Below are 4358 nucleotides of genomic sequence, written 5' to 3' on the forward strand. Positions count from 1 at the left end.
TCCTTGATCGCCAGTTCCCGGTCGCCCCGCCCGACAACTCAAGGACGCCCTCGGCATTCGCACCGTCGGCTACCGGCGGGGCGACCGGGAACTGGCGATCAAGGATGAGAGGTTGGCATGAGCACCGGAGGGCTCCTCGCCCCGGCCCTGCGCTGGGCGATCGCCGCCACGCTCGCCGCGAGCGGATACGTCCACGCCCAGCTCTACGTCGACGAGTACCGCTTCATCCACATCGTCGGTCCCCTGTTCCTGCTGCAGGCGAGCGTCTCCTTCGCGGTCGCCGCCCTGCTGCTGATCGGGATGCCGCCGCTGCTGAGGATCGCTGCCGCCGGTGTGGCCCTGGGCGCCCTCGGCGGCTTCGCGGCCTCACGCACCGTGGGCGTCTTCGGATTCACCGAACACGGTCTGCAGCCCGCCCCACAGGCCCTGCTCAGTCTCCTGGCCGAAACCGGCACGCTGCTGCTCCTCGCCACCTGGCAGGCAACCGTGACCGGACAGCACCGCGCTGCCCGGCCTCCCGTCAAGGAGTATCCCCTCATGCCACTGCAACCGCGCCCGGCAACCGCCGGGCCGAGCCCGCACCTGCGCGAACTGAGGGACACCGTGCGCACCCTGCTCGGCCTGGACGAGGACACCGCCGTCATCATCCGCCAGTTCGCGTACACCGAACCCGGCCGCCCACCGCTGGAAACCGTCGTCGCCGTGCTGTCCATGGACGGCGATGCCCGCCGCTGGACACTCCACCGCCCCGCCGACCAGATCACGGAGAACGACCTGCGGGCCGCCCTGCTCCACCACCGGCCGAACTGACCGGAACCGTGCTGCCGCCCGGCGGTGTGCGGTCGGGCGGTGTCACGGCGGTGGTACGGCCAAGCCGGTCGGCCGGATCGGTGCGGGATGCACGGTGGCCGGAATCGAACCGGGGAGGCGGTGCGGCCGCACCGTCACGCGGACGACAGGTCCAGCTCGGCCCGGACCGTCTTCCCGGGCAGGGCCACGCCCGGGGACACACGGTCCCGCACCTCCCACCGGTCGGCGAGCGCATCGACGAGGAACAGGTCCCGGCCCGCCTCGTCCAGGAGGGACGGTGACGGCGCCAGGTCGGCGGGTCCCGGCGGCCGGCGTTCGCCGCGGGTGTCGGACACCTCGATGCGCAGCAGGACGTCCGGGGTGTGCGTCAGACGCAGGCAGCGTGGCGGGCTTCTGATCACGAACCCCGACGAGGTCAGCATCATGCTTCAGCGGTATGCAAAATTGCGCTCACAGGCTCTCAACCCCGAAGACCCGCGAAACCTGTTGAAGCGAATGCGAGGAGCGCCATGAGCAGCACGTCCGACCTGGCTTGGTTCAAGAGCAGTCACAGCGGTTCCGACGGCGACGCTTGCATCGAGGTCGCCCTCACTCCCACCACGGTCCACATCCGAGACTCCAAGGACAAGCACGGCCCGCAACTCGCCCTCTCCCCCGCCGTACGGAACAACTTCGTGTCGTACGCCGCCCAGGCCTGACGCCCTACGGCAGCGCGTCCCGCACCGGTCGACTCCGGCGCGGGGCACTTGCGTTCTCGAAGCAGGTGTGCGCGGGGGCGCTTCGGGGTCCTGCCAGTTACTCATCGCCCCGGATCTCCGTCCCTTCAACTCCCACCCGTGCGCGGGCGCCGCTCACATACCGCACTCAGGACCAACTCGTGCATCGGGCAGTTGCCGCCGCCGTGAGCCGACCAGGTCCTCATCTCGGGTGTCTCCGCGGCGTCCATCACGGCCGTGGTCTTCACCGGGCTCGCCGCGGTAATCGCCCTGGGGGCGTGCCAGGTCCGGCGTCCGACCTGACACACCCCCAGGGCGCGGGCCCCACGGCTTGAGCCGCGCCGGGGCATAAGGCCAGCAGGGTCCTCGTTGACCAGGGTGGTTCCTACGCTCCACGCCAGGGCACGAACACATTTCGGTCCCCCGCCGAGAGTCGTTCGCTGAACGGATTCACCTCACCGGTCAGGACCGCCACGCAGAACGATGCCATGCCGCCGTCGAACACGGTCCAGCGGTTCATTCCGTACGGCACCTGCCTCCGGAAGACGGCCACCCGCCAGTCGTCAGGAGCGCCCTCGCGCAGCCAGAACGCGACGTCGCTGCTCGCCGAGTCCGCGAAGGGGAGCAGCAGCGGCAGTACGCCTCCCGGCAAGAGGCTGCCCAACTCTTCGCGGTCCCGGTCCGAGAGGGCGGGATCGACTCTGTCCAGGAGATCCCCGTACGCCGAGCCGGAGACCGGCGGTGTGCTGACAGACAGGTACTCGTCGATCTCGCCGCCGCCGTACGACTCCACGAACTCGCGGTAGTCGGCCGGGAACGTCAGGCGCGTCGTCCGTTCGATCTCTTCCCAGTCCACCGCGTCACCGCCGGCGACGGGCGGCGGGAGCAGCTCGCGCAGGCGGGCGACAACGGGGCGGGGCGTGCGAGGTCCCGTTCGGGGTGCGGGCGTGTCCGCCCGGACGGCGAATGGGCGGTCACATTCCACGGGGCGGGCCGTACCGCACCTCCGGGCGCTCGTCCGGGGTCATGGGCAAGTCCTGCAAAGTCACGGGCCCCGGATAGAAAGCGCTGCCTCCCGGACCCGTCACCTCCTCGCCAACGAGCCATCGGTAGAGCCACTCGGCAAACCCCATCGAGTACTCGAAGAACTCGCCTTCACCATCCTCCACGAAGAGCAAACCCGTTCCATGCCCGCCCCGAGGGGCATAGAACAGAGTTTCTCCACGATCGGTACTGGCGATCGGGACGAGACCGTCCGGAGTGCCGAAGATCAACTCGGGGATGCCCAGCGAGACGCAAGGGTCCCCCTCGGGAGTTCCCTCGTCCCATTCGATCTGGGACCAGGCATCGGCCGTACTGCGGATCCACGCGCCCAGATTCCAGCGCTCGGTCGCCGGATGGTTCAGGGATAGGTGACCGTTGATCTGGATGGGAGCGTAGCCGTCGACGATCTCCTTGTAGTCCACTGGAAGGTTCACGCCGAGATCGCTTTCGAGCTCGCGCCACGCCGCTGGATCCAGGTAGCGTCGAGGCGGGTCACCGAGCATCTCCTGTACGCGCCCGAGATAGTTCTCCCGCATTCCCATCACCTCTTCGGGCAGTCCGCGCTGCCTCGGGTACCGTCCGTGTTCCGGAACGTGCGCTGCCGCTCCTTGCGTTCGCCCTTGAGTTCCTTGCTGCGTTGGGAGTCGAATCCCTGAACCGCGGGTGCGTCGGGCGCCCGCGTCTCCTGCACCGGCCCCGGCTTCGGCAGTTTCGGAGCACTGTCCAGCCGGGTCACCCCCGTCTCACCCTAGGCGGGCAACTCGCCCTGGCTCGTGAGGGGCTCGGCATGGCCGCCCTTCGCAGAGGCATCCGTCGCGTTCGCGGCCGCGGAATGGCTGCGCCCAGCGGCGGAACCCCACCGCTGGTCGGGCGCTTCCTCCCCGGGGCTGTTCCCCGTCCACTGGTCCACCGCAAGCGCGGCCTGCTCAGTGCCCGCCAGCACGGCCAGCACGAGCGCAACAGCAATAACAAGCGGACGTGCTGGACGCACGGAACCCCCCACCTCAAAGAATCAAGAGCAAAGAACTTTTAAATGATCTTCAAAGAGGTTCACAAGCCATCCGTACGATTTTCGCAATGCGATGTGATCGCAATCACTCGGCATTTGTTGTAGAGCTACACAAGCCGGACCGACTCCCGCTTCCACCAGCGACCGCCCCGCACTCCCCGGCGAACGTATGGACAGCGAGGGCGATCCGGCCTTCCAACAACCGGTTCCGACCACCCACTTGGGGCGATGCAGGACGAGAAAGACGCCTGCACCGAACCCGGCCGGAGCGGCGAGAGCGGCGGTTGCCCGAGTGGCACCACACTCTGCACACCCCCTCCCGACGACCCCACGGATACAGCGGCGGGGCACCTCGGGCGCTGGACGCCCTGAGTCGCCGCCGCGATCCTGGCGGTCGCCGTCACCTCCGGCCGCTCCTCCGCCAGGCACCCCTCCGCGACATCGTCACGTGTGCCGCAGCCCCTGCGCACAGGACACCCTCGCCGCGAACCTCACCGGCCCGACCGCCCGGACAGGTCCTCGCCGAACGGCGGCTGGGTGCCACCAAGCCACCGCCTCATCACCTGCCACCGCCGCACGGGGGTGCACCGCCCCGGATCGCGGTCAGCGGCGGCCCCGATGGGGCCGATCGGTGTGATGCCACCCATAGGAGCCAGATCACTTCCTAACGGGCGTCGTAGAGGCCGGACCGCCCCGAGCAGCACAGGAAAGCCGCATAACGCCTCATTTCGGGCATCACTCCGTATCCGGGTAGTACGTCACACCGTTGCGCCCCGCCC

General features: G+C 68.9%; 4 protein-coding genes and 2 pseudogenes. 3 read left to right on the top strand and 3 right to left on the bottom strand.

From position 1 onward, the window contains the following. The first annotated feature begins 117 nt into the window (after positions 1-117). Positions 118-810, top strand: coding sequence for a hypothetical protein (locus C1I97_RS42000; protein ID WP_258382835.1), 693 nt, complete (start codon positions 118-120; stop codon positions 808-810). Between the two features lie 134 nt (positions 811-944). Here C1I97_RS42000 and C1I97_RS32245 read toward each other — a convergent pair. Further along, positions 945-1187, bottom strand: a pseudogene (locus C1I97_RS32245) (ATP-binding protein); the annotation flags it as partial. A gap of 1 nt (position 1188) precedes the next feature. Between C1I97_RS32245 and C1I97_RS42005 the strand changes: the two are divergent. Together C1I97_RS42005 and C1I97_RS32255 are read left to right on the top strand one after the other, a co-directional pair. Further along, a pseudogene (locus tag C1I97_RS42005) lies at positions 1189-1323 on the top strand (transcriptional regulator); the annotation flags it as partial. Beyond that, entirely contained in the window at positions 1320-1508 is a 189-nt protein-coding gene (locus C1I97_RS32255) for a DUF397 domain-containing protein (RefSeq protein WP_111006585.1), read from the top strand. The pseudogene C1I97_RS42005 and the gene C1I97_RS32255, both read left to right, overlap by 4 nt. Positions 1509-1911: 403 nt before the next feature. On the opposite strand, the gene C1I97_RS32260 is transcribed toward C1I97_RS32255, so the two are convergent. Both C1I97_RS32260 and C1I97_RS32265 read right to left on the bottom strand, forming a co-directional pair. Further along, positions 1912-2382: an SMI1/KNR4 family protein gene (locus C1I97_RS32260; RefSeq protein WP_258382836.1), complete on the bottom strand. Its 471-nt coding sequence runs from the start codon at positions 2380-2382 to the stop codon at positions 1912-1914. A gap of 118 nt (positions 2383-2500) precedes the next feature. Beyond that, positions 2501-3106, bottom strand: a complete 606-nt coding sequence (locus C1I97_RS32265; protein ID WP_111006586.1) for an SMI1/KNR4 family protein — start codon at positions 3104-3106, stop codon at positions 2501-2503. Positions 3107-4358: the final 1252 nt, after the last annotated feature.

This window comes from Streptomyces sp. NTH33 (assembly GCF_003236365.1).
Lineage (GTDB): Bacteria > Actinomycetota > Actinomycetes > Streptomycetales > Streptomycetaceae > Streptomyces.

Excerpts from the sequence above, each read along its gene's own strand:
- C1I97_RS42000 (WP_258382835.1), top strand. The coding sequence starts at position 118 with ATGAGCACCGGAGGGCTCCTCGCCCCGGCCCTGCGCTGGGCGATCGCC.
- C1I97_RS32255 (WP_111006585.1), top strand. The coding sequence starts at position 1,320 with ATGAGCAGCACGTCCGACCTGGCTTGGTTCAAGAGCAGTCACAGCGGT.
- C1I97_RS32265 (WP_111006586.1), bottom strand. The coding sequence starts at position 3,106 with ATGCGGGAGAACTATCTCGGGCGCGTACAGGAGATGCTCGGTGACCCG.